Annotated in this window: 19 protein-coding genes; 5 read left to right on the top strand and 14 right to left on the bottom strand. The window is 71.1% G+C overall.

Annotation, left to right across the window (positions count from 1 at the left end; translation table 11 throughout):
• Positions 1-152 precede the first annotated feature (152 nt).
• From ACTWOL_RS32225 to ACTWOL_RS32175, 11 genes are all read right to left on the bottom strand, one after another.
• On the bottom strand, positions 153-1,220 hold the full coding sequence (locus ACTWOL_RS32225; RefSeq protein ID WP_474300388.1) for a polyprenyl synthetase family protein: 1,068 nt from the start codon (positions 1,218-1,220) through the stop codon (positions 153-155).
• Positions 1,221-1,249: 29 nt separating this feature from the next.
• A complete protein-coding gene (gene hpnE, locus ACTWOL_RS32220) occupies positions 1,250-2,641 on the bottom strand; it encodes a hydroxysqualene dehydroxylase HpnE (RefSeq protein ID WP_474300387.1) in 1,392 nt (463 codons plus the stop codon).
• A gap of 139 nt (positions 2,642-2,780) precedes the next feature.
• Positions 2,781-3,731, bottom strand: a complete 951-nt coding sequence (hpnD, locus tag ACTWOL_RS32215; protein WP_474300386.1) for a presqualene diphosphate synthase HpnD — start codon at positions 3,729-3,731, stop codon at positions 2,781-2,783.
• A gap of 9 nt (positions 3,732-3,740) precedes the next feature.
• Positions 3,741-4,703, bottom strand: coding sequence for a squalene synthase HpnC (hpnC, locus tag ACTWOL_RS32210; protein WP_474300385.1), 963 nt, complete (start codon positions 4,701-4,703; stop codon positions 3,741-3,743).
• Between the two features lie 432 nt (positions 4,704-5,135).
• The gene (locus ACTWOL_RS32205; protein ID WP_474300384.1) at positions 5,136-5,936 is read right to left on the bottom strand and encodes an ABC transporter ATP-binding protein; all 801 of its coding nucleotides are present in this window, start codon (positions 5,934-5,936) and stop codon (positions 5,136-5,138) included.
• Positions 5,923-6,825, bottom strand: a complete 903-nt coding sequence (locus ACTWOL_RS32200) for an ABC transporter permease (RefSeq protein ID WP_474301302.1) — start codon at positions 6,823-6,825, stop codon at positions 5,923-5,925. The genes ACTWOL_RS32205 and ACTWOL_RS32200 overlap by 14 nt, the downstream gene beginning before the upstream one ends.
• Positions 6,826-6,948: 123 nt before the next feature.
• Complete coding sequence (locus ACTWOL_RS32195; RefSeq protein WP_474300383.1) at positions 6,949-7,857, bottom strand: glycosyltransferase family 2 protein; 909 nt, start codon at positions 7,855-7,857, stop codon at positions 6,949-6,951.
• A gap of 5 nt (positions 7,858-7,862) precedes the next feature.
• Positions 7,863-8,642, bottom strand: coding sequence for a CDP-alcohol phosphatidyltransferase family protein (locus tag ACTWOL_RS32190; protein ID WP_474300382.1), 780 nt, complete (start codon positions 8,640-8,642; stop codon positions 7,863-7,865).
• Complete coding sequence (locus ACTWOL_RS32185; RefSeq protein ID WP_474300381.1) at positions 8,620-9,684, bottom strand: iron-containing alcohol dehydrogenase family protein; 1,065 nt, start codon at positions 9,682-9,684, stop codon at positions 8,620-8,622. The genes ACTWOL_RS32190 and ACTWOL_RS32185 overlap by 23 nt, the downstream gene beginning before the upstream one ends.
• Positions 9,672-10,409, bottom strand: coding sequence for a phosphocholine cytidylyltransferase family protein (locus tag ACTWOL_RS32180; RefSeq protein ID WP_474300380.1), 738 nt, complete (start codon positions 10,407-10,409; stop codon positions 9,672-9,674). The genes ACTWOL_RS32185 and ACTWOL_RS32180 overlap by 13 nt, the downstream gene beginning before the upstream one ends.
• Positions 10,406-12,160 carry a DUF5941 domain-containing protein gene (locus ACTWOL_RS32175; protein WP_474300379.1) on the bottom strand — a complete coding sequence of 585 codons (1,755 nt, stop codon included), beginning with the start codon at positions 12,158-12,160 and terminating at the stop codon, positions 10,406-10,408. The genes ACTWOL_RS32180 and ACTWOL_RS32175 overlap by 4 nt, the downstream gene beginning before the upstream one ends.
• Before the next feature lie 474 nt (positions 12,161-12,634).
• Between ACTWOL_RS32175 and galE the strand changes: the two genes are divergently transcribed.
• The 3 genes from galE (at position 12,635) to idi (ending at position 15,601) form a co-directional block, all read left to right on the top strand.
• Positions 12,635-13,618: a UDP-glucose 4-epimerase GalE gene (gene galE / locus ACTWOL_RS32170; protein WP_474300378.1), complete on the top strand. Its 984-nt coding sequence runs from the start codon at positions 12,635-12,637 to the stop codon at positions 13,616-13,618.
• Between the two features lie 153 nt (positions 13,619-13,771).
• The gene (locus ACTWOL_RS32165; RefSeq protein ID WP_474300377.1) at positions 13,772-14,710 is read left to right on the top strand and encodes a cation diffusion facilitator family transporter; all 939 of its coding nucleotides are present in this window, start codon (positions 13,772-13,774) and stop codon (positions 14,708-14,710) included.
• 297 nt (positions 14,711-15,007) lie between these two features.
• Positions 15,008-15,601, top strand: a complete 594-nt coding sequence (gene idi / locus ACTWOL_RS32160; protein WP_474300376.1) for an isopentenyl-diphosphate Delta-isomerase — start codon at positions 15,008-15,010, stop codon at positions 15,599-15,601.
• A gap of 74 nt (positions 15,602-15,675) precedes the next feature.
• Here the strand turns inward: idi and ACTWOL_RS32155 are convergent, their stop codons facing one another.
• Positions 15,676-16,152, bottom strand: coding sequence for an ATP-binding protein (locus ACTWOL_RS32155; protein WP_474300375.1), 477 nt, complete (start codon positions 16,150-16,152; stop codon positions 15,676-15,678).
• 260 nt (positions 16,153-16,412) lie between these two features.
• Between ACTWOL_RS32155 and ACTWOL_RS32150 the strand changes: the two genes are divergently transcribed.
• Positions 16,413-17,186 (top strand): enoyl-CoA hydratase/isomerase family protein, encoded by a 774-nt coding sequence (locus tag ACTWOL_RS32150; protein WP_474300374.1) that lies wholly within the window; start codon positions 16,413-16,415, stop codon positions 17,184-17,186.
• Positions 17,187-17,222: 36 nt separating this feature from the next.
• Here the strand turns inward: ACTWOL_RS32150 and ACTWOL_RS32145 are convergent, their stop codons facing one another.
• Together ACTWOL_RS32145 and ACTWOL_RS32140 are read right to left on the bottom strand one after the other, a co-directional pair.
• Entirely contained in the window at positions 17,223-17,867 is a 645-nt protein-coding gene (locus tag ACTWOL_RS32145) for a DJ-1/PfpI family protein (RefSeq protein WP_474300373.1), read from the bottom strand.
• Between the two features lie 138 nt (positions 17,868-18,005).
• A complete protein-coding gene (locus ACTWOL_RS32140; protein ID WP_474300372.1) occupies positions 18,006-18,980 on the bottom strand; it encodes a GlxA family transcriptional regulator in 975 nt (324 codons plus the stop codon).
• 120 nt (positions 18,981-19,100) lie between these two features.
• On the opposite strand from ACTWOL_RS32140, the gene ACTWOL_RS32135 reads away from it, so the two are divergent.
• Positions 19,101-19,964, top strand: coding sequence for an SCO6745 family protein (locus tag ACTWOL_RS32135; protein WP_474300371.1), 864 nt, complete (start codon positions 19,101-19,103; stop codon positions 19,962-19,964).
• The last annotated feature ends 86 nt before the right edge of the window (positions 19,965-20,050 follow it).

Genomic DNA, 20,050 nt, shown 5'->3' with positions numbered 1-20,050 from the left:
CTTCGTGCAGTCGTTTTCTGCTGCTGCGGGTCTGCCGTCGGCCGGTGCCGTCAGGGGCACCGGCCGGCGACTGCGAGCTCATATGCGATTGGTGGTGATCATTTCTCGCGCGTTCTTCTCCCTCGCGTGATCGGCCCCTCCGACCGTCGTGATCACCTCTTGCGTACGACGACGAAGTCGGCGAGCGCGACGAGTTGCGCCCGTACGCGGTCCGGCATCTCGATGCGGTCCAGGGCGCCCACCGCGATCGCATGCTGCCGGCGGGCCTCCTGCGCGGTCCATTCGCGCCCGCCGGCCTCCTCGATCAGGGCCGCTCTGGTGGCGAACTCCTCCTCGGAGAAGGTGTCGAACTCGCTGCTCTTGGCATCGGCGGCGAGCAGCTCTCCGAGCCGGTCGGACGCGGCACCGCCCGCGGCGAGGGCGGCGACGACCGGAAGGGACTTCTTGCGCTGGCGCAGGTCGCTCCACGTCTGCTTGCCCGTCGACTCGGGGTCGCCCCAGATGCCGAGCAGGTCGTCCACGGCCTGGAAGGCGAGTCCGAGGTGGTAGCCGTACGCCTCCAGGGTGTCGGCCGTGTGGTCGTCGGCTCCGCCGAGCACCGCACCGATGGAGACCGCGCAGGCGAGCAGGGCACCCGTCTTGTTGCCCTCCATCTCCAGGCACTCCTCGACGGTGACCCGCTCGCGGTGCTCGAAGGAGATGTCCTGGGCCTGGCCGTCGATGAGCTTGCGGGTGGCGGTGGTGAGCCGGCGCGTCGCACGCCCGGCCTCGACCGTGCCGAGCTCGAGGAGGATCTCGTTGGCCAGCGCGAAGAGCGCGTCACCGACCAGGATGGCCTGGGCGGGGCCGTGCACCTTCCACACCGTGTCGCGGTGGCGGCGCTGCTCGTCGCCGTCCATCAGATCGTCGTGGAGCAGTGAGAAGTTGTGCACCAGCTCGACGGCGACGGCGCCGGGGACGCCCACTTCGGGTGCGGCTCCGGCCGCCTCGGCGGACATCAGTGCCAGCGCCGGCCGAACCGCCTTCCCACCGTCGCCGTCGGCAGGGCGGCCTTGGGCGTCGATCCAGCCGAAGTGGTAGGCGGCGACGGTGTCCATGGGCGGCGCGAGCCGGTCCACGGCAGCACGCAGCACCGGGGTGGACAGGGTCCGCCCGCGCTCCAGCAGCGCGGTGATGTCCACGGTGTCGACAGCCGGGTTCGCCGAGGGCGCAGTCGGCACTTTCTCTCCTCTGATTCCAGTGCTCGGTCTCATGCCGCCTCCTTGAGCGGATGTCCATGGGGGCGGCCGAGGGCGGTGAGCGCCGCCGCGGCGGCGCTGAGTCCGCTGCGCACGGCGCCCTCCATGGTCGCGGGCCAGCCGGTGGCGGTCCACGATCCGGCCAGATACAGGCCGGGGGCACGGGTGCGCGCAGCGGGCCGCAGCCTGCCCACGCCGGGGGTGGGTGCGAAGGTGGCGGTCCGCTCCCTGGTGACGAAGAAGTCCACGACCTCCGCGCCGTTGGCAGCGGGCAACAGCCGCTCCAGCTCGGGCAGATAGCGCTCGCGCAGCACGGCGACCGAGGCGTCGATCTCGTCGTGTGCGGCCGACTGGGACAGCGCCAGGTACTGCCCTCGGGCCAGTCCCGAGGCTTCCGTACGGTCGAAGACCCACTGGACGGGACTGCCGAGCGCGGCGAAGAACGGCCGGCGCAGCACCATACGGTCGTAGATCACATGGATGTTGAGGATCGGGGCGGTTCCGATGCCGAGCAGCCGGTCCGGGTCCTCGAGTGCGCCGTCGGGCAGCAGGGCATGCGTCTCACGCTGGGGTACGGCCAGCACGACCGCGTCCGCGTCGAGACGTTCGGCACCTGCTGTGACGTTCCAGCGCGCGTCGGCGGTGCGTGTGACGGCACTGACGCGTGTGCGCAGTTCGGTACGGACTCCGGCGCAGTCGAGGGCTTTGCGGGCGAGCGTGTCATGGAGTTCGCCGAGCGGCACCCGGGCCCAGCCGATGTCGGCGGCGCCCGGCGTGGACAGCAGGCCCGTCTTGAAGACCATCGCGGCCAGGCCCGTGGAGGCGTGCGCCGCGGTGGCGTTGAGGGTCGCCACGCCGACGAGATCCCACAACGCCTCGATGGCGCGCCGCGACTGGCCGTGGCGACCGAGCCAGCTGGCGAAGTCGACGGCGTCGAGTGCCGGGTCGGCGGGGTCGAGGCGCCCGAGTGCGAGCGCGGCCCGTCCCACGGCCGCCCGCTCCGCGAGAGAGAGGTGCGGATATGTCGCCAGGCTGCCGGCGAGGTGCAGCGGCACGGGCAGCGCGCTGCGGCGCAGCCGTCCCAGGCGTGGCCTGCGGGGGTCGGCGACATCGAGCACGGGGACGTCGAGCCGGTCCTGGAGGGGGGCCAGACGGGCGCCGTCGATACGGTCCAGGAACCAGCGGTAGGCGGTGCAGCAGCGCAGATACACATGCTGGCCGTTGTCGACGGTCAGCTCACCGCGGCGGAAGGAGAAGGCGAGACCGCCGAGCCGCGGGCGGTTCTCGACCAGGGTGACGCGCAGTCCCGCGTCCGCGAGCTGCAGGGCCGCGGTGACTCCGGCGAGCCCTCCGCCCACAACCACCGCGTGTGGTGCCGGAGTCGTGCCGTCGTGTGCTGTCATCTGCCCTCCCCGGCGTCGGCACGCGCCGCGTGCGACCGCGCCGCGGTCCCCCGCGTCGCAGTAGTCAGGGACGCGGGAACGCCGTGGAGGGTTGCACACCGGTTACGCGCACGGCGAAACCGGACGGGGCGGCATCGCATCAAGCGCGCCTCCTGACGGTCTGCCGCGTGATGTGCCGGGAGATATGCCGGGCGTCGAAGCCCGACAGACCGCGGACGGCGACATAGGCCTTCTCCCTGCCGGGAAGCGAGACCCTGCCGCGGAGCACCGCACCGGGATCGCGCTCGATGCGGTCGAGCAGGCGCCGGTAGATCCCCGCCATGGCGGCGACACAGGCGCCGCTGCGCCGGTCGAGCATGGGCAGCAGCCGGTAGCCCTCCGCGAACAGGCCCCGCGCGCGCCGGACTTCGTAGTGGACCAGGCCGGTGAAGTCCGCGCCGCCGGGCGGCACCAGGCCGGAGAATCCCGCGGAGCAGCCGAACTTGGCGAGGTCGTCGGCCGGCAGATAGGTGCGGCCGCCCGCCGCGTCCTCGCGGATGTCCCGGAGGATGTTGGTGAGCTGGAGGGCCAGGCCCAGCGTGTCGGCGTACTCGCCTGCGCGGTCGGCGCCCCGCGCGCCCGGCTGGGTGCCGAACACACCGAGGGAGAGCCGGCCGATGGCACCGGCGACGCACCTGCAGTAGACCTTGAGGTCGTCCCAGGTCTCATAGGTCTCGCCACGGACGTCCATGAGGACGCCGTCGATGAGCTCGTCGAGTCCGGCGAGCGGGATCGGGAACCGGCGCGCCGCGTCGGCGAGCGCCACGGCCACGGGGTCGGTGTCGTCCTCGTAGACCTTGTCGCCGCGGATCCTGCCGAGGAGTTCGCGGGTCGACTCGAGCCGCTCGCGCTTGGCTTCCTCTCCGAGGTTCCCGTCACCGATGTCGTCGACCCGGCGGGAGAAGGCGTACAGCGCGGACATGGCCTGCCGCTTGTCCGTGGGCAACAGCCTGATCCCGTAGGCGAAGTTGCGTGCCTGCTGTCCCGTGACGGCCTCGCAGTAGCCGTACGCGGCCTGCACCGGCGCGGAAGCGGATGTGTGTCCCTCCATGACTCCGGCTCACCCCTCTCTACGGGCTCTGCGCAGGACAGCGCCCACTTCGCGCATCAGTCTCGGCTTGGTGGGGGTGGGCGGTCCGGCGAGTACGTCGTAACCGGCCGCCGCGATCGCCTCGAGCGCGGCGCGCCCTCCGGCGACGAAGCCGGCGAGCAGCAGCCTGAGCCTGCCGTGGACGCCGGCGACGAGCGGGGTGCCTTCGTCGAGCAGCCGCCGGGCGCGCGCGGCCTCGAAGGCGACGAGGGCGCGCACCTGGGTGCTCGAGGCCGGCGCTGCCAGGTCGGCCTCGGTGACCTGGAAACGCTCCATGTCCTCGGTGGGCAGGTAGATGCGGTCGGCGGCCAGGTCTTCCGCGATGTCCTGGAGGTGCTCGACGATCTGGAGCGCGGTGCAGATCCCGTCCGAGAGGCGGACCCGCTCGGGGCTGGTGGTGCCGGTGATGGCGAGGACGAGCCGGCCCACGGGGTTGGCGGACAGTTCGCAGTAGGCGACGAGCTCGTCGTACGTCTCGTAGCGGTCGACGAGCTGGTCCCTGCGGTTGGCCTCGATCAGGGCGAGGAACGGTTCGGGGGTGAGCGAGCAGCGGCGCACGGTCGGGACCAGGGCGCGCAGCAGCGGATGGCGCGGAGGCTGTGCGGCCGGGGTGCCCTCTCCTCCGGAGCCGTCGCCCCCTGCGGCGGCATGGGGGAAGACACCGCGCAGATCGACCTCGAGGGCGTCGAGCATCGTCAGCCGGTCGCCGGCCTGCGCGGGGTCGAGTCCGAGATGGCGGGCGTCGGCGCCGTCGGGGGCGAGATCGCCGTCGCCGATGTCGTCGACGAGGCGCGCGTAGCCGTACAAGCCCATCAGGTCGTCGCGCCAGGCGCGCGGCAGGAAGAAGGGGGCCACCGGGAAGTTCTCGTCAGCGGCCTTGTCCAGTGTGGTGCGCGAGGAGGCGTCGGGGCGCACCTGCCGGGTTCCCGTCACTGCGGGCTGCCCGGTGCGGGGACGGCACTGCCCACGCGGAGCTGGAGATCTTCCGTCATAGCCGTCACATCTCCCGTTCTACACTGCCTACCCAATACATCCTATTTCGGACACGCCGCCGGTCCGTCCGACGGGGGCTGCCCCCGGCGGGCGGGAAACCCAGGAGGTATCGCCCCACTTGCCATGAATCAGCACCGGTACAGCTTACGTTGTACAGCGCCTGAGGCCGCGGCGGGGCGCTGTGAGCGTTACAAGAGCACTGCGATCCGTGATCAACCACCCCACGGAGCACAGGACTTGACGGTGAATCGACGCGTGGTCGACGGGGGTTGACCGCACCCCGGGCGGGCCGCACGCAGGGGTCGCCCCCGACGTACGGCAGGGCCCCGCCGGGCGTACCGGCGGGGCCCTGCCGTACGTCGCCGTACGGGACTACTTCCCGGTCTCCTTCTCGTACGCCTTGAGGACCTCGTCCGTCGGGCCGTCCATCAGCAGCTCGCCCTTCTCCAGCCACAGGACCCGGTCGCAGGTGTCCCTGATCGTGGACAGGCCGTGGCTGACCAGGAAGACCGTGCCCGCCTGCTTGCGGAGCTCGCGGATGCGCTGCTCGGAGCGGATCTGGAACCTGCGGTCGCCGGTCGCCAGCGCCTCGTCGATCATGAGCACATCGTGATCCTTGGCCGCGGCGATCGCGAAGCGGAGCCGGGCGCCCATGCCGGACGAGTACGTCCGCATCGGCAGCGTGATGAAGTCGCCCTTCTCGTTGATGCCGGAGAAGTCGACGATGCCCTGGTAGCGCGAGCGGATGTCCTCGCGCGACATGCCCATGGCCAGGCCGCCGAGGATGACGTTGCGCTCACCGGTGAGGTCGCCCATGAGGGCGGCGTTGACACCCAGCAGGGACGGCTGACCGTCGGTGTAGACCTTTCCGCTCTCGGTGGGCAGCAGCCCGGCGATCGCCCGCAGCAGGGTCGACTTGCCCGAGCCGTTGGTGCCGATCAGACCGATGGCCTCACCGCGGTAGGCGGTGAACGAGACACCGCGTACGGCGTGCACCTTGCGGACGCCGCGCACCTCGCCGCGGTCTCGCTTGATGATGCGGCTCAGTGCGGCGGTGGCGCTGCCCTTGCCGCCGCCCGCGCCGTTGACGCGGTACACGATGTGGACGTCGTCGGCAATGACGGTGGGAACGCGCGCACCTTCCGGAGTCTTGATGTCGTCAGCCACGGCCATATCGCTCCTCCGCCTTCCAGAAGTACACGAACCCGCCGGCACCCACCAGGACCGCCCAGATCAGGGCCGCCAGCCAGACGTGCGACGGAAGGTTCGCCGAGCCGTAGCCGTCGATCAGGGCGAAGCGCATCAGGTCCATGTAGACGGCCGCGGGGTTGTACATCAGGACGTCGCCGATCCACGCCGGCTTGTCCGCGAGCATCACCTTGAGCGAGAACATGACGCCGGATCCGTACATCCACGTACGCATGATGAACGGCATCAGCTGGGCCAGGTCGGGGGTGTGGCTGCCCCAGCGCGCCATGATCAGCGCGAGGCCGACGTTGAACACGAACTGCAGGGCGAGCGCCGGGACGACCAGGAGCCAGCTGAACGACGGGTAGCTGCCGAACGCGATCGCGATGAGCACGAGCACGATCATGGAGAACAGCAGCTGCTGGAGCTGCTGCAGGGCAAACGAGACGGGCAGCGAGGCGCGCGGGAAGTGCAGGGCGCGCACCAGGCCGAGATTGCCGGAGATCGCCCGTACGCCCGCCATCACCGACGTCTGCGTGAACATGAAGACGAACACGCCCGTCACCAGGAACGGGACGTAGACCTCCTTCGGCATCCCGCGGTCCGCGCCGAGGATGAGCCCGAAGATCAGGTAGTAGACCAGCGCGTTCAGCAGTGGCGTCACCACCTGCCAGAGCTGACCGAGCTTGGCCTGGCTGTACTGCGCCGTCAGCTTCGCCGACGAGAAGGCGAGGATGAAGTGGCGCCGGCCCCAGAGCTGCCGGACGTACTCCAAGAGCCCCGGACGGGCACCGCTCACCGACAGGCCGTACTTGGCGGCCAGCTCCGCCGGCTTCAGTCCGGCGTCCGGAGAGGGCGGGGCGGTCGTCACGATCGCACCGTCATGGGTTGTGTCACTCACAAGTTGAAACTTTCGTGTTCAAGATGCGTGTCGGTTGGACGCTCAGATGGCGGCCGGGAGGCGGGGCCACGCCCGATGCTCCCTGACCTGTGCCGGTCAGACGACGGGTGGTCGGCCCAGTCTGGTCAGCCGCCATACCGTACGCCACTTCATGGGCTTGCGGGGCCCGCACGGAGTCCTCCACCCTTCCTTGAATCCACCGAACCACGCCTTGAGCGCGGGCAGGGAGGGGCGCCTGGCGAGTGTGAGAAGAATCCACACCCCCAGATACAGCGGCACCAGGGGTACCGGCAGATTGCGACGGGCCAGCCACACCCGGTTACGGGCCACCATGCGGTGGTAGACCGCATGGCGCGACGGCGGGGTCGTCGGGTGGTGCAGCACCATGTCGGAGCGGTAGTCGATCATCCAGCCGGCGTCCAGCGCCCGCCAGGCGAGGTCCGTCTCCTCGTGTGCGTAGAAGAACTCGTCCGGCAGCCCGCCGACCTGTTCCAGGACCTTCGTGCGGACGGCGTTGGCACCGCCGAGGAAGGTCGTGACGCGCGAGGAGCGCATCGGGTCGGACGCGCGCAGCCGCGGGACGTGCCGGCGCTGGGTGAGGCCGGTGTCCGGGTCGGCGATCCGGAAGCTGACGATCCCGAGGGCGGGGTCCTCCTCGAAGGCCCGGCGCACCAGCTCGGCGGTGTCGGTGTTCGGCAGCAGCCCGTCGTCGTCGAGGAAGAGCAGCACGTCGGCGTCGCGGCCGCCCGGTCCGAAGGCCTCGATGCCGACGTTGCGGCCGCCGGGGATACCGAGGTTCTCGGGCAGGTCGATCGTTCGTACGCCGTCGGGCACACCCGTGACCGCGGCGCCGTTCCCGACGACGACCACCTCGACCGGGTCGCCGTCCTGCTTGGCGACCGAGTCGATGAGGGCGCGCAGATCGTCGGGCCGGTTGCCCATGGTGATGACGACGGCACCGAGTTTGCGGGGGTACGGGGGTCGCTCCCCGGAGGACTGCTGCACGGAGCTCACCTCAGCCTGCTGGAGACGAGGATGGACACCAGGTGCAGCACCGTCTGCAGCATCGCGATACCGGCCAGCACCGCCACGCCGAGGCGGGAGAAGAACAGATCGCCCCGGGCCTGGTCGAGGACCGCAAGCGCCAGGATCAGCAGCGACGCCTCGATGCCGAGGACCAGCCGGTGGAACTTCAGCGCGGCGGCGGCCCGGCGGGCGAGCGCCATACCGGACGAGCGCGGCTCGGCGGCCGCGTCCTTGACCGGCTCCATCCCCGCCTGGTGCCGGGCGACGCCGACCAGGTCGGTCTCGGCCTTGATCAGGATCGCGCCGAGCGCGGCGAGGGTACCGAGGAAGGCCCACAGCCAGTCGACCGGTCCGCCGCCCCACAGGTCCGCGGCGCGCAGGCCGAAGCCGACCAGGACCGCGGCGTCACAGAGGTAGGCGCCGACGCGGTCCAGGTACACGCCGGAAAGGGAGTACTGCTTCTTCCAGCGGGCGACCTCGCCGTCCACGCAGTCCAGCAGCAGATAGAGCTGGACCATCACCACACCGAGGACGGCGCCCCAGATGCCCGGCACCAGCAGGGCCGGCAGGGCCAGGACACCGGCCAGCGTCATCAGATACGTCAGCTGGTTCGGCGTGACCTTGGTGCCGACCAGGACGCGGGTGATCCGCAGGGAGATCTCCCGCATGTACAGGCGGCCGCCCCAGTGCTCGCCGCTGCGCCGGTCCTTGACACCCGCCGGGTGAACGACCGGACGGAGCTCAGCTACGGATGGTCTTGGCATAGTCGGCGTACGCGTCCCTGATCTGGTCGGTGGACAGGTCGAGGTGCTCGAGGATGGTGAACCGGCCGGGCCGGGTCTGCGGTGCGTACTCCACGGCTCTGACGAACTCGTCCGTGGAGAAGCCGATGTCCTCGGGGAGGACCGGCAGCCCGTGCTTGCGCAGGACCTCGGCGAACAGGGCGGCCTCCTCGCCCGCACCGCGCAGATGCATCGCGAAGGCGGCGCCCAGCCCGACCTGCTCGCCGTGGCTGGCGGCCCGCTTGGGGTACAGCAGGTCGAAGGCGTGGCTGATCTCGTGGCAGGCGCCGGAGGAGGGACGGGAGTCGCCGCTGATCGACATGGCGATACCGGAGAGCACCAGCGCCTCGGCGAGCACCGTGAGGAACTCGTCGTCGCCGACGCCCCCGGGGTGGCGGAGCACGGCCTCGCCTGCGGTCCTGGCCATGGCGGCTGCCAGGCCGTCGACGGACTCACCGGTGATCTTGTGGGACAGCTCCCAGTCGGCGATCGCCGAGATGTTGGAGATCGCGTCACCGATCCCGGACCTGACGAAACGGACCGGCGCCTCGCGCACCACGTCCAGGTCGATCACCATCGCGATCGGCGAGGGGACGCCGTACGAGCCCCGGCCGTTGTCGTTGTCCAGGATCGAGATGGGCGAGCACAGACCGTCGTGCGCCAGGTTGGTGGCGACGGCGACCATGGGCAGGCCCACCCGCGCCGCGGCGTACTTCGCCACGTCGATGATCTTGCCGCCGCCGAGGCCGACGACCGCGTCGTAACGGCGCTTGCCTTTGACGTCGTCGGCCAGCTTGACCGCGGAGTCGATGGTGCCGTCCTGGACCTCGTACCAGTCGGCGCCAGGCAGCACCGGGGCCAGCCGCTCGCGCAGCGCCTGGCCCGAGCCGCCGCTGATCGCGAACGCCAGCTCGCCGGACGCGGAGATGCGCTGGTCGGCCAGCAGGCCGGCCAGATCGTCCAGAGCGCCGCAGCCGATGTCGACGACGACCGGCGAAGGGATGAGCCGGGTCAGTACTGGCACGCGATCTCACGGCCCTTCGTGAGGTCGTCGTGGTTGTCGATCTCGACCCACCGGACGTCGCCGATCGGCGCCACGTCGATCTGGAAGCCCCGGTTCACCAGCTCCTGGTAGCCGTCCTCGTAGTAGAGGTCGGGGTCGCGCTCGAAGGTGGCCTTCAGCGCGTCGGCGAGCTCTTCGGCGGCCTCGGGCTCGATGAGGGTGACGCCGATGTACTCGCCGGTGGCCTGCGCCGGGTCCATCAGCTTGGTGATCCTCCGCACACCCTTGCCCTCGGCGGTGATCACCTTCATCTCCTCGTCGGCGAGCTGCTTCACCGTGTCGAGGGCGAGGATGATCTTCTGTCCGTTGCCGCGGGCGGCCAGCAGGGTCTTCTCGACGGAGACCGGGTGCACGGTGTCGCCGTTGGCGAGGATCACGCCCCGCGCCAGGACGTCACGGGCGCACCACAGGGAGTAGGCGTTGTTCCACTCCTCGGCCTTGTCGTTGTCGATCAGGGTGAGCTTGAGGCCGTACGTGGCCTCGAGCTCTTCCTTGCGCGCGTACACGGCCTCCTTGCGGTAGCCGACGACGACGGCGACCTCGGTGAGGCCGATCTCGCTGAAGTTCTTCAGCGTGAGGTCGAGGACCGACAGGTCCCCGTTCACGGGCACGAGGGCCTTCGGAAGCGTGTCGGTGTAAGGACGCAGACGCCGTCCGGCACCGGCTGCCAGTACAAGGCCGATCATGCGGGTTCTCCTTCGTCATGTACGGCGGGTGCTCCGGCGGAGACCCAGAAGCGGATCGACTCCACGAGCACCACCAGGGCCACGGCCACCGCGAGCACGGTGAGCGCGACGGCGAAGCCCGAGCCGCCCTGCGGTACGAGGACGGCCGCCAGGACCGTCACCGCCAGCGTGCGGCCCTCGTGCCCGCCGGTCGTCCGCACCAGCCAGGCGGGCGGCGCGCCGGTGCCACCGCGGATGCGGTACACCGTGTCGTAGTGATGGTAGGCGACTGCCGCGACCAGCCCGAAAGCCGCGGGCAGGGCTCCGTCCACCCCGGACCTGGCGGCGAGCAGCAGGACCACTCCGTACTCGGTGGCCCGGAAGACGGGCGGTACGAGCCAGTCGAGTGCGCCCTTGAGGGGGCGGGCGACCGCGAAACCCGAGGTCGCGACGTAGAGCGCGGCGGCGGCGACCGGCCACCAGCTGCCGGGGGCCGTGAAGGCGGCCGCGGCCACGACGGCCGCGCCACCGGCCACGGCGACCGGCAGGGTCGCGATCCCGGGCAGCCTCCGGGCCACTCCGCGGAACGCTGCCGCGAAGCTCTCGGCCGGCAGCCCCGAGTCCGCGAGGTCCGCGAGGGCCTGGGCGGCGCGGTCGGTCCGGTGCGCCTTGCGGGTCACCGAACGCAGGACCCGGCCCGCGGTGGTGTACAGCGCGGCGAAGGAGCAGCCGACGATCAGGGCGTAGAAGACGATCCGGGGCGTCGTCAGCGCCGTCAGTACGGCGATCATGGCCCAGCGCTCGCCGATGGGCAGCACGATCATGCGCCGGACCCAGACGGTCCAGCCGACGCTGTCCAGGCGGTCGGAGAGCGCGGCGGTGGGGCTGGTGTTGGCGGTCGCGTCGTGATTCGCCTCGTTGAACGAGAAGTCCACGACGTGCCTGCAGGTCTGCAGCACCATCGCGCCGAGGGCCAGCGCCCAGACGTCGTCGCCGCCCCGGGCAGCGCCGAGGGCGAGGCCCGCGTAGTAGGCGTACTCCTTGGCCCGGTCGAAGGTGGCGTCGAGCCAGGCGCCCATCGTCGAGTACTGCAGGGAGTAGCGGGCCAGCTGCCCGTCGGTGCAGTCCAGGACGAAGGAGAAGATCAGCAGCAGGCCGGCGGCGACATAGCCGCCCCTGGTGCCGGTGGCGGCCGCGCCCGCCGCCACCAGCGCGGTGATGAGCGAGGCGGTGGTGACCTGGTTGGGGGTCAGTCCGCGGCGGGCGCACCAGCGGGCGATGTAGCGCGAGTACGGGCTGATGCAGAAGGTGGTGAAGAAGCCGTCACGCGACTTCACGGCGGAGCGCAGCCGTACGGCCTCGTCGTCCACGGCGGCGACGGCCTGCCGGGCCTCGTTGCGGGCCCGAGGGTCGCCCGGCACGGCGGCCACGAGGGATCCGAGCTCGGGGCGGTGTGCGGGGACGCCTTCGGCGTCGAGGGCGTCGGCGATCCGGTCGGCGAGCACGGAGCCGGCCTCGCGGGGGTCCCCGGCGCCCGGCGCACTGCCACGCGCGGTGAGCGCGCCGTCCGAGGAGCCGGGGCCGCTGTCACCGTCCGCGGCGGGCGGTGTCATGGCCGCACCGGACCCGGCCGCCGCGCTCAGTGCGCTCAGCAGCGCGGCGCGCGCCTCCGGCTGGGCCGTCACCGCACCCGGGACGGCCGACACGGGGAAGCGGGGGTCCGTCAGCCCGAGACGCAGGGCGTGTACATGACCGATGAAGCGGGTGTCCACGACGGCGACGCGCTCGCCCGCCGGGACCCCGGCGATCAGCGCGGCGGTCTCGTCGGCGCCGGACGCGGCGCGGACCTCGAAGCCCAGCGACCGGAGATCGCCTTCGAGCGACGATCCGGGTACCGGCGGACCGGTGAGGATGGCGGTCGACAGACGGACTCACTCCTTGGCGCTGACGGGTGGCTGTGCACGGCGGCGGGGCCCGGGACCCGGGCAGCGGCACGTCGGCTGAGGCTATCGGATGTTCGGAATACCGAGTTCACCGAGGTTTACCGGTGGGGTCACCCCTGGTCCCCCCGGCGGCCCCGTACTCCGTACGGGGCATGCTCTGTGCCGGCCGGCCCCGCCGGGTCCGGCCTGGATCATCATCGTCGATCTCCACCCCGCCCCACAAACCGTGCCCCCTGGGCGGCCGGTACCCGGCTCCGCGACCGCCGACCCCGGACCACGCCGCGAGCCCTTAGGGTTGCGGCCATGACGTGGCTGATCACAGGTGGAGCGGGGTACATCGGAGCCCATGTGGCGCGAGCCATGGCCGAGGCCGGGGAGCGGGTCGTCGTCCTCGACGACGTCTCGACGGGGGTCGAGGAGCGGCTGCCGGCGGGTGTGCCCCTGGTGCGTGCGTCCGTGCTCGACCGGGAGGCGCTGGACCGTACGCTCGCCGACCACGCCGTCACGGGTGTGGTGCATCTCGCGGCGAAGAAGCAGGTCGGGGAGTCCGTGGAGCAGCCGCTGCGCTACTACCGCGACAATGTGCACGGTCTGACGGTCCTCCTCGAGGCCGTCGTCGCCGCGGACGTCCGGCGCTTCCTCTTCTCCTCGTCCGCCGCGGTGTACGGAGTGCCCGACGTGGAGCTCATCACGGAGGACACCCCCGCCGTGCCGATCAACCCGTACGGGGAGACCAAGCTCGCCGGCGAGTGGCTGGTGCGGGCCGCGGGACAGGCGTACGGCATCGCCACGGCGTGCCTGCGCTATTTCAATGTGGCCGGCGCCGCCAGGCCCGAGCTCGCCGACACCGGGGTGTTCAACATCATCCCGATGTTCTTCGACCGGATCAGCCGCGGTGAGGCCCCGCAGATCTTCGGCGACGACTATCCGACCCCGGACGGCACCTGCGTCCGCGACTACATCCATGTCTCCGATCTGGCCGACGCGCATCTCGCCGTGGCCCGGCGGCTGGCCGAGCAGAGCGGCGCCGGTGACCTCACCGTGAACGTCGGACGCGGGGAGGGCGTGTCGGTCCGCGAGCTCGCCCGGCTGGTGGCGGAGGTGACGGGCCACGGCACACCCGCGGCCGTCACGGCGCGCAGGCCGGGTGACGCCGCACGGGCCGTCGCCTCGGTCGAGCGGATCGGGAAGGAGCTGGGCTGGACCGCCCGGCACGGGGTCCGCGAGATGGTCGCCTCGGCCTGGGAGGGCTGGCTGCTGCGCCATCCCGAAGCGGCTGCCCGCTGACGCTCACCACGCTCTGACCTGCGAACGTAACCGCAGGTCAGAGCATATGACAACGGTGTTCAGCTTCGTGTTGCCCGATACCCCCCACCCGTAGTTCACTGGCCAATCGGACAGATCACTCGGACTCCGTCCGACGACCCGGGAGGCATCCACATGGGGGCTGGGCACGACCACGGGCACACGCACGGCGCTCCCCCGCCGGGCACCGCGACCGCCGCCTACAAGGGGCGTCTGCGGGTCGCGCTCATGATCACCCTGAGCGTGATGGTCACGGAGATCGTGGGCGGGATCCTGGCCGACTCGCTGGCGCTCATCGCGGACGCCGCACACATGGCCACGGACGCTCTCGGCCTGGCCATGGCTCTGCTGGCGATCCATTTCGCCGACCGCCCGGCCGACGCGCGGCGCACCTACGGTTTCGCACGCGCCGAGATCCTCGCCGCGCTCGCCAACTGCCTGCTGCTGCTCGGCGTCGGCGGCTTCCTGCTGTACGAGGCGGTGCAGCGCTTCATCACCCCGGCCGAGACCAAGGGCGGCCTCACCATCGCGTTCGCCCTCGTCGGCCTGATCGCCAACATGGTGTCGCTGTCCCTGCTGGTGCGCGGCCAGAAGGAAAGCCTCAATGTGCGCGGGGCGTATCTGGAGGTCCTCGCGGACGCGCTCGGCTCGGTGACGGTGCTGATCTCGGCGGGCATCATCCTGGCCACCGGCTGGCAGGCGGCCGACCCGATCGCCTCACTGGTGATCGGCCTGATGATCGTGCCGCGGACGCTCAAGCTGCTGCGGGAGACCCTGAACGTGCTTCTCGAGGCCGCGCCGAAGGGCGTCGACATGGCGGAGGTACGTGAGCACATCAAGGCCCTGCCGGGGGTGGAGGACGTCCACGATCTGCACGCCTGGACGATCACTTCGGGGATGCCCGTGCTGTCGGCCCACGTGGTGGTCGCACAGGAGGCGCTGGACGCGATCGGTCACGAGAAGCTGCTGCACGAACTGCAGGGCTGCCTCGGGTCCCACTTCGACGTCGAGCACTGCACGTTCCAGTTGGAGCCCAGCGGTCATGCCGAGCACGAGGCCAGGCTCTGTCACTGAGGCCGGGCTCCGTCAGCGAGGACGGGCTCCCGCCACCAGGACGGACTCCTGTCACCGGCGGATGCTTCGACAGGCACGGGGAAACCATGACGGCGCTGGTCCCGGACGGTTCGCGGAGCAGCCGCAGGGCATGATCACCTCCTCGGGAGCCCACGGGTCGATCCGTCGTCCGCGCCCGCCACGCACCCGCGCGGCGGGCGCGGACATGCCCCATGAGCGGTGAAGTGCGGACAAGCCGCTTTTTTACGGCAGACTGGGTTGGCCCCGCAGGGCCGAGGACCGAAGCGAAGGATGGCCATGCCGACCACACCCGCCACCACGGCGAACAGCTCGCCGAGCGGCACGATGCAGCCGATCTTGCTCGAACTCGTCGACGAGAACGGCCATACCATCGGCACCGCGGAGAAGCTCTCCGCCCACCAGGCACCCGGCCGACTGCACCGGGCCTTCTCGGTCTTCCTCTTCGACGAGCACGGGCAGCTGCTGATCCAGCGCCGCGCCCTCGGGAAATACCACTCCCCGGGTGTCTGGTCGAACACCTGCTGCGGGCACCCGTACCCGGGTGAGGCACCGTTCGCCGCCGCCGCCCGTCGTACATACGAGGAGCTGGGCGTGTCTCCTTCGCTGATGGCCGAGGCAGGCACGGTGCGTTACAACCACCCGGATCCGGCGTCGGGCCTGGTCGAGCAGGAGTACAACCACCTCTTCGTCGGGATGGTGCAGGCATCATTGCGGCCGGACCCTTCAGAGGTCGGGGAGACGGCGTTCGTGACGGCTGCCGAGCTGGCCGAGCGGCATGCCCGGGACACCTTCTCCGCGTGGTTCATGACGGTACTGGACGCCGCGCGCCCCGCGATCAAGGAACTCACCGGCCCCGCCAAGGGCTGGTAGCCGCATCGCCCTCGGTCGCAGAAGCCTCTCCGGCCTTCGGCACGGGAACCCCTCCGGGGCGATTCAGCGGCCGTCTACCACGGCACCGGACCCGCGAGACCCGGCAGGACGAGCGGCAGCGCCGCCCAGATGATCTTCCCTCCGGTCGCGGTGTGCTCCACGTCGCAGGTCCCGCCGGCTTCCCGGGTGATCTCCCTGACCAGCAGCAGACCGCGGCCGCCGGTCTGCGCGTAGTCGGTTTCCAGCGCCTTGGGCCGGTACGGATGGTTGTCCTCGACGGCCACCCGGATCCAGTCGGGGCCGATCGCCAGCTCGACGGCCAGCTCGGGCGAGAGAAGCGCCGCGTGCCGTACGGCGTTGGTGACCAGTTCGGACAGGATCAGCAGCAGCCCCTGGAGCAGTTCGTCGTCCAGCGGCACACCCTGACGGCGGATCAGGTCACGGACGGCGTGCCGGGCCTGGGGCACGGAGACCTCGTGTGCGGGTGCGGTGAACCGCCAGACGCCTTCGTACGACAGTGGCCGCGCCGGAACGCTCCCGGGGCTCTCCATAGTCCCGCACCCACCCTCGTGAATCGTGGCCAGGAAACCCGTTGACCAGGTAACTCACGAGTGTGGGAACGGATTGGTCCGTACCGGGCCGCTGACCGCAAGTGAGCCACGATCGACGGATTCCGACCGGATACGTCTGATCACGTTGGTTCCGCGACTGGTTCCGATCTTTTCCGTCGGGCTTCCCTGACACCCGGCCCACCCTCCTCGCCGCCCCTTCTTCATCGGCTATCCGGGGCCGCCCGATAGCATCCCGGCCCATGGACGGAACGGATCCGCAGCAGGGACAGCTCTCCACGGAGGTGGCCGACGGCGTCGCCACCGTCGTCATCGGCAATCCCGGCAAGCGCAACGCGATGACCGCAGCGATGTGGAGGGCGCTGCCGGCCGTGCTCGACGGCTTCGCGCGGGATCCCGGAGTGAGGGCGCTGGTCCTGACCGGCGCCGGGAACACCTTCTGCGCCGGTGCCGACATCTCCTCCCTGCGTGCCCACACCCCCGGCGCGGACGAGGACCCGCAAAGTCTGGCCGTACGTGCGGAAGAGGCCCTCGCCGCCTTCCCCAAGCCGACCCTCGCGGCCGTGCGCGGCTACTGCGTCGGCGGCGGCTGTCAGCTGGCCGCTGCCTGTGACATGAGGTTCACGGAGGAGGGTGCCGCCTTCGGGGTCACCCCGGCCAAGCTCGGCATCGTCTATCCGGCGTCGTCGACCCGGCGGCTGGTGGCACTCGTCGGCCCCGCGGCGGCGAAGTACCTTCTGTTCTCCGGTGAGTTGATCGGTACGGAGCGGGCGCTGCGCACGGGTCTGGTGGACGAGGTGCTTCCGGAGGGCGAGCTGGGCAAGCGGGTCGCCGAGTTCACACGCGTCCTGGTGGGCCGGTCCCAGCTCACCCAGGCGGCGGCGAAGGAATTCGCGGCGGGGCGCACCGACCGGGACGCCTACTGGACCGCGCAGGCACGCGGCAGCGCCGACGCCGCCGAAGGAGTCGCCGCCTTCCTCGAGCGGAGGCCGCCGCGCTTCACCTGGACGGTGTGACGGCACGGCGGGGCCGGCGGCCTGCGCCGGCGACCGTCAGCCCGCCTCCGCGCGGCCCAGCAAATTCTCCTCGCGCCAGAAGGCGACGACATCGGCCGGCGCCTTGTCCGGCGAGCCCGCGTCGTACGGCGGCTGCGGGTCGTACTCGGTGAGCAGCTGCATGGTCTGGGCGAGCCGGTCGCCGCCGATCCGGCCGAGCAGGTGGAGCGCCATGTCGATGCCGGACGAGACCCCGGCGGCGGTGACGTATTTGCCGTCGAAGACGACGCGGTCGCTCGTCGGTTCCGCGCCCATGGCCCGGAGGTCCTCCAGGGCCAGCCAGTGGCTGGTGGCCCGGCGGCCCCGGAGCAGGCCCGCGGCGCCCAGGAGGAGCGAGCCGGTGCAGACGGAGGTGGTCCAGGTACTGGTGGCGTCCACGGCCCGCAGCCACTCGAGGACCGCGACGTTCTTCACCGCCTCCCGCGGGCCCGGGCCGCCCGGTACGAGGACGATGTCCGGGGCGGTCACCTCGGCGAGGCTCCGGTCGGCGACGAGGGCGAGGTTGCCCTGGTCGTTTCGCACGGGGCCCGCGTGCTGGGCGACGAAGACGGTCTCCGCGTCCGGCAGCCTGCTGAGCAGTTCGAAGGGGCCGATGGCGTCGAGGCTGGTGAAGCCTTCGTAGAGGAGGACGGCGATCTGCATGGCTCTCCTTGCGGGGTCGATTTACGGGTTCGACGACTTGCGGTGTCGATGTCTTGAGATGTCGGTCTCTTGAGATGTCGGTCTCTTGAGATGTCGATGTCAGGTGTCGGTGACGTGAGGCGCCGGTGACGCGGGCTGTCAGCGGGCGGACGGCTGTGACGTACGGAATCGGCGGCGGTATTCGGCAGGCGCGGTCCCGAGGGATTTCACGAACGCCCGCCGCATGGCCTCCGGAGTGCCGTAGCCGCAGGCGCGGGAGATCTCCTCGATGCCGTCGCCCGTGTCCTCCAGCAGCCGTCGGGCGTGCTCGAGGCGGACCCGGTCGACGAACCGGCCCGGAGTGATCCCGGTCTCCGAACGGAAGGCACGGGCGAACTGACGCGGTGAGAGCCGGGCACGGGCGGCCAGAGCCTCGACCGACAGATCGCCGGCCGGGTGCTCGCTGATCCACTGCTGCACGTCGCGCAGCGGTTCACGCCGGGCGGTCTGGGCCGCGAGCTGGGCGCTGAACTGCGCCTGACTGCCCGGACGGCGCAGGAAGACCACGAGATGGCGGGCGATGGTCAGCGCGGCGTCGCGCCCCAGGTCCTCCTCGACCAGCGCCAGCGCCAGATCGATCCCGGTCGTGACCCCGGCCGACGTGGCGATCCGGCCGTCCCTGACGAAGATCGGATCCGGGTCGACCTCGATCCGCGGATGCGTGCGTGCGAGATGGTCGCAGACGGACCAGTGCGTGGTCGCACGGTGTCCGTCGAGCAGTCCGGCCTCGGCCAGCAGCAGGGCGCCGGTGCACACCGAGACCAGACGCACGGCACCTCCGGCGTGCGCCCTGAGCCAGTCGACCAGTCCCGGATCGGGCCGGCGGGTGCCCTCCCCTCCCGGGACGATCAGCGTGTGCGGCGGCGGGCAGTCGTCACCGAGAGCGCCGTCCGGCACCAGGGTGAGTCCGCTGGAGGTGCGGACCGGCCCGCCGCCGGGCGAAGCCGTCCGGATACGGTAGGTGACCGGCGCACCGGGGATCTGGTTCGCCCCCGCGAAGACCTCCAGCGGGCCGGTGACATCAAGGCTCTGTACTCCGTCGAAGAGCACGATCAGCACGGTTTGCTCGGGCATGCGTCCATCGTTGGCGCAGCGGCGCGTGACCGCAATGACAAGATCCCCACCCTTTCTGCCATCAGGGCTCTACGGCATCCCGCCCTTCCTGTCGTACCGACCAGTCGGTAACGTGCAGCCATGACCTCTCTCCCCCCGCGCGCGGGCCGCCGCTGCGCCAGCGCCCTCAACTCGACACACGCCGGTGTGTACTTCTCGCCCGATCTGACCGCCCAGTTCGCCGGGGTGGGCATCGAGGACTTCTCGGCCGCCGCGCTCTCCAGCCGGGCCGCCGCGATGGGCGCCGTCGGGGCCGGCACGGTCGCCGCGGCGTTCTACAACTACAACCACGAGCTGCTGACCCGGCACTTCCCGGCGGTGTGGGAGACGGCGTCCCCCGATGCCGTGCTGACGGCCAGGCTGCGCGCGGTCGACGCCACCCTGCGCAGGCTGCTCGGCGACGAGGCCGTCGCGTCCAAGGAGATGGCGGAGGCGGCAACGCTGGCGCTGCGTGCCGCCGAGGCGTGCACCCGTCACGCCCGCCCGCTCTACTCGGCGCACGCGGACCTTCCCGTACCCGAGGAGCCGCACCTCGCCTACTGGCACGCGACGACACTGCTGCGCGAACACCGCGGCGACGGCCATGTCGCCGCGCTGCTCTCCGCCGGGCTCGACCCGCTGGAGTCGATGGCCAGCCACACCGCGACGGGCAAGGGCATGTCACCCCGCTGGGCCCTGGCCACCCGGGGCTGGCGGCGCGACGACTGGAACGCGGCGTGCGACCGGCTGCGCGAGCGCGGACTGCTCGACGCCGAGGGCGAACTGACCGCCGACGGCGTGGCACTGCGGGAGGAACTGGAGGACCACACCGACCGCCTGGACGCCGCCCCCTACGAACACCTCGGTCTTGCGTCCGTCGAACGCCTCACCGAACTCGCATACGGCTTCCTGGGGACAGCGGTCGCGGCCGGTGCCTTCCCGGCCGATCTGCGCGGCAAGGGCTGACCGCCGCCACGCGCCGAAGGGGGCGCACGCGACACGGCCCCCGGCCACCCGGCAGAATGCAGGCGAAGAGGCCGCGCGGGCAGGAG

Source organism: Micromonospora sp. IBHARD003 (assembly GCF_056106285.1).
This window is presented reverse-complemented; position numbering and strand designations above follow the sequence as displayed.

Coding starts and splice junctions, on each gene's coding strand:
- hpnE (WP_474300387.1), bottom strand. CDS start 2,641: ATGACAGCACACGACGGCACGACTCCGGCACCACACGCGGTGGTTGTG.
- hpnD (WP_474300386.1), bottom strand. CDS start 3,731: ATGGAGGGACACACATCCGCTTCCGCGCCGGTGCAGGCCGCGTACGGC.
- ACTWOL_RS32205 (WP_474300384.1), bottom strand. CDS start 5,936: ATGGCCGTGGCTGACGACATCAAGACTCCGGAAGGTGCGCGCGTTCCC.
- ACTWOL_RS32190 (WP_474300382.1), bottom strand. CDS start 8,642: ATGCCAAGACCATCCGTAGCTGAGCTCCGTCCGGTCGTTCACCCGGCG.
- ACTWOL_RS32180 (WP_474300380.1), bottom strand. CDS start 10,409: ATGATCGGCCTTGTACTGGCAGCCGGTGCCGGACGGCGTCTGCGTCCT.
- galE (WP_474300378.1), top strand. CDS start 12,635: ATGACGTGGCTGATCACAGGTGGAGCGGGGTACATCGGAGCCCATGTG.
- ACTWOL_RS32165 (WP_474300377.1), top strand. CDS start 13,772: ATGGGGGCTGGGCACGACCACGGGCACACGCACGGCGCTCCCCCGCCG.
- idi (WP_474300376.1), top strand. CDS start 15,008: ATGCCGACCACACCCGCCACCACGGCGAACAGCTCGCCGAGCGGCACG.
- ACTWOL_RS32155 (WP_474300375.1), bottom strand. CDS start 16,152: ATGGAGAGCCCCGGGAGCGTTCCGGCGCGGCCACTGTCGTACGAAGGC.
- ACTWOL_RS32150 (WP_474300374.1), top strand. CDS start 16,413: ATGGACGGAACGGATCCGCAGCAGGGACAGCTCTCCACGGAGGTGGCC.
- ACTWOL_RS32145 (WP_474300373.1), bottom strand. CDS start 17,867: ATGCAGATCGCCGTCCTCCTCTACGAAGGCTTCACCAGCCTCGACGCC.
- ACTWOL_RS32140 (WP_474300372.1), bottom strand. CDS start 18,980: ATGCCCGAGCAAACCGTGCTGATCGTGCTCTTCGACGGAGTACAGAGC.
- ACTWOL_RS32135 (WP_474300371.1), top strand. CDS start 19,101: ATGACCTCTCTCCCCCCGCGCGCGGGCCGCCGCTGCGCCAGCGCCCTC.